Genomic DNA, 3,544 nt, shown 5'->3' on the forward strand with positions numbered 1-3,544 from the left:
CCGGATGACTCCCCTCCCCTCAAGGGGGAGGGGAGTCATCCGGAGGCAAGCCACATCGCCAGCGAGCCGCTCACCACCAGCCCCTACCGCTCCGGCCGGCGCCTGCCGGTCGTGCCCGTTCTGCTGGTGCTGGTGATGGGCCTGCCGATCCTCTGGCTCGGGCTTGCCGCGATGACCGCGACCGGCAGCAACGGCTTCACCGCCACCATGCTGCCGACGGCGCTGCGCGAGACGGTGCTGCTGATGCTGACCGTCGGGCTCGCCACGGGCGTCACGGGACTCGTCGCCGCCTGGCTCGTCACCCATTTCGAATTCCCCGGCCGGCGCATCTTCGACTGGGCGCTGATCCTGCCGCTGGCGGTGCCCACATATCTGGCCGCCTACACCTATGTGGAATTCCTCGGCTTCACCGGCCCCGTGCAGCAGTTCGTGCGGATGCTGACGGGGGCTGAGACGCTGCGCGACTACTGGTTTCCGGACATCCGCAGCAACTGGGGCGCGAGCGTGGTGCTCTCCGCCGTGCTCTACCCCTATGTCTACGCCGCCTGCCGCGCCTTCTTTCTCATGCAGTCGGCCTCGCTCGACCTTGCCGCGCGTACGCTCGGGGCCAGCCGGGCGCGCACGTTTTTCGAAGTGACGCTGCCCATCTCGCGGCCCGCCATCGTCGTCGGGGTGACGCTCGCCATGATGGAGGTGGTCAATGACCTCGGCGCAGTGCAGTATTTCGGCGTCAACAGCCTCACCGCCATCATCTATTCCACCTGGATCAACCGCTCGGACTTTCCGGGAGCCGCCCAGCTTGCGGTGACCATCGTCCTCGTCATCGCGCTGCTCATCCTTCTCGAGCGCGCGGCGCGGCGCAACCGCGTCTACCAATCACACCGCGACAGCCGCGTGCCGCCGGGGCGCGAGCGGCTGAAAGGCGGATGGGCCGCGATCGCCAGCGGCTACTGCACGCTGCTCCTCGGCCTCGGCTTCGGCCTGCCGTTCGGATTGCTCGTCTATCTCGCCTTCCGCCGCGTCTCGCCGGAAACCGTTTCGCTCACCCTCACTGCGCTCGGGCCGACGATCGTGCTGGCGACGGCGGGGGCGCTGGTCACCGTCGTCATCGGGCTGATCGCGGCAAAGCAAAGCGCCGGGCCGGCGGTGTCGCGCGGCGCGATCAAGATCGCGACGCTCGGCTACGCCATTCCCGGCACGGTGCTGGCGCTGGGGCTATTGCAGCCGCTGGGCAAGGCCGACCTCTGGATCAACCGCGCCACCATCGCGCTTTTCGACTGGCGGCCGGGGCTCGTCATCTCGGGCTCGATGCTGGCGCTGGTCTACGTCTACACCATCCGCTTCCTTGCCGTCGGGCACTCGACCCTCGACGAGGCGATGAAGAAGCGCGGCGACAATATGCTGCTGGCCGGGCGGGTGCTGGGCGCGCGAGGGCTCGGCCTGCTCTTTCGCATCGACCTGCCGACCCTCACCCCGGCGATCCTGACGGCGGCAACGCTCGTCTTCGTCGAGATCGTCAAGGAGCTGCCGGCGACGCTCCTCCTGCGCCCGCTCGGCGTCGACACGCTCGCCACCATCGTCTACTCGCACGCCAATGTGAGCCTCTTCGCGCAAGCCGCGATGCCGGCGCTGTTCATCGTACTGGCAGGACTGGTGCCGGTCGTTCTTGCTACGCGGATCGGCTCGGGGCGAAAACTGTAGCTCGCCGGGCTGACCCTACCCACCGGCTGTCATCCCGGCGAAAGCCGGGACCCAGTAAACGGCGCGGGTGCGGCTTTTGCTGAGGACGTTCGGCAGGTGCGGCTGCTCGGCTCGATCGCATAGCCCGTGTGTACTGGGTCCCGGCTTTCGCCGGGATGACAGCCGGTGGAGGGGGAAAACTGCGGTGGCTCACCGTACCACCCCCACCCTCAATCCCTCCCCTCAAGGGGGAGGGAGGCGGAGGAACCGCCGATTTCAATCAAGCCCGACACGCTCTATAACGGAACGCAAACGCCTGTTGGGGAGCAGAATCATGCGCAAGGCCTTGGCCCTCCTTTCATTCGTCGTCGCCCTGGGCGCGGTGCTGACCGGCGCGGCGGGGGCGCAGGAGAGCGCGGTGCGCATCGCCGTCGCGCTCGAGCCCCCCACCCTCGACCCCACCGCAAACGCCGCCGAGGCGGTCGACATCGTCGTCTACCAGAACGTCTTCGAGGGACTGACGCGGATCGACGAGAACGGCGGCGTCGAACCGGGCCTTGCGACCGAATGGACGATTTCGGAGGATGGACTGACCTACGTCTTCACGCTGGCCGAGGGCGTCGTCTTCCATGACGGGTCTTCGTTCGACGCCGAGGACGTCAAGTTCACCTTCGACCGGATCCTCGCCGAGGACAGCCTCAACGCGCAGAAGGCGCTCTATGAGCCGATCGAGAGCGTCACCGTCGTCGATCCGCAGACGGTGGAGTTCACCCTCTCGCGGCCAACCGGCACCTTCCTCTTCGATATCGGGCGGCCCGACGCGGTGATCGTCGCGCCCGAGAGCGCCGAGAACAATTCGAGCGTGCCCATCGGCACCGGGCCTTTCGCCTTCGTGCAGTGGGACCGGGGCAGCCGGGTGATCCTCGAGCGGTTCGACACCTATTGGGGCGAGACGCCGGCCCTCACCCGCGCCACCTTCCTCTTCATCGGCGACACGGCAACGCTCATCAACGCGCTCCTCGCCGGCGACGTCGACGGCACCAACAACATGGCGGCCGAGGCGCTCGATGTCTTCGCCAACGATCCGCGCTTCAAGGTGCTGGTCGGCACGACCGAGGGCGAGGTGGTGCTGGCGACCAACAACAGGAAGCCTCCGTTCGACGACATCCGCGTGCGCCAGGCCATGGCCCACGCCATCGACCGGCAGGCGCTGATCGACGGCGTCACCTATGGCTACAGCCAACCGATCGGCAGCCACTTCGCCCCGCACAACCCCTACTACATCGACCTGACCGGCACCTATCCGCACGACCTCGACAAGGCGCGCGCGCTGCTGGCCGAAGCCGGCCATCCGGACGGGTTCGCGGCGACGCTGAAGCTCCCGCCGGTCGGCTATGCGCGCAACAGCGGGCAGATTCTCGCCTCCCAGTTCGCCCAGATCGGCATAAGGCTCGAGCTCATCAACGTCGAATGGGCGCAATGGCTGGAGGACGTCTTCACCAACCACGATTTCGACCTGTCGATCGTCGCCCATGTCGAACCCTTCGACATTGGCATCTATGCCAATCCCGACTACTACTTCGGCTATGACAATCCCGAGTTCGCCGCGCTGATCGAGACGCTGAATGCCACGACCGACGACGCGCAGCGCAAGGAACTGGCGGGAGAAGCCCAGACCATCCTCGCGCGCGATGCGGTCAACGGCTACCTCTTCGAACTGGCGCAGACGGGCGTGTGGAACGCCAGGCTCGAGGGCATGTGGCAGAACTCGCCGATCGAAGGCGTGGTGCTGCGGGGGATCCGCTGGGTGGAGTGAGGAGGCGGGACCGTACGCGCTCGCCCCCCTCCCCCTTGAGGGGAGGGG

At 67.2% G+C, this 3,544-nt stretch carries 2 protein-coding genes; both read left to right on the forward strand.

Annotated elements, in window-relative coordinates; all coding sequences use genetic code 11:
- A partial coding sequence (locus VE25_RS18900) for an ABC transporter permease (RefSeq protein WP_083989057.1) occupies positions 1–1,701 on the forward strand: 1,701 nt, incomplete at its 5' end.
- Between the two features lie 313 nt (positions 1,702–2,014).
- A complete protein-coding gene (locus VE25_RS18905; protein ID WP_046110227.1) occupies positions 2,015–3,496 on the forward strand; it encodes an ABC transporter substrate-binding protein in 1,482 nt (493 codons plus the stop codon).
- Positions 3,497–3,544 lie beyond the last annotated feature (48 nt).

The organism is Devosia geojensis (genome assembly GCF_000969415.1).
GTDB lineage: Bacteria > Pseudomonadota > Alphaproteobacteria > Rhizobiales > Devosiaceae > Devosia > Devosia geojensis.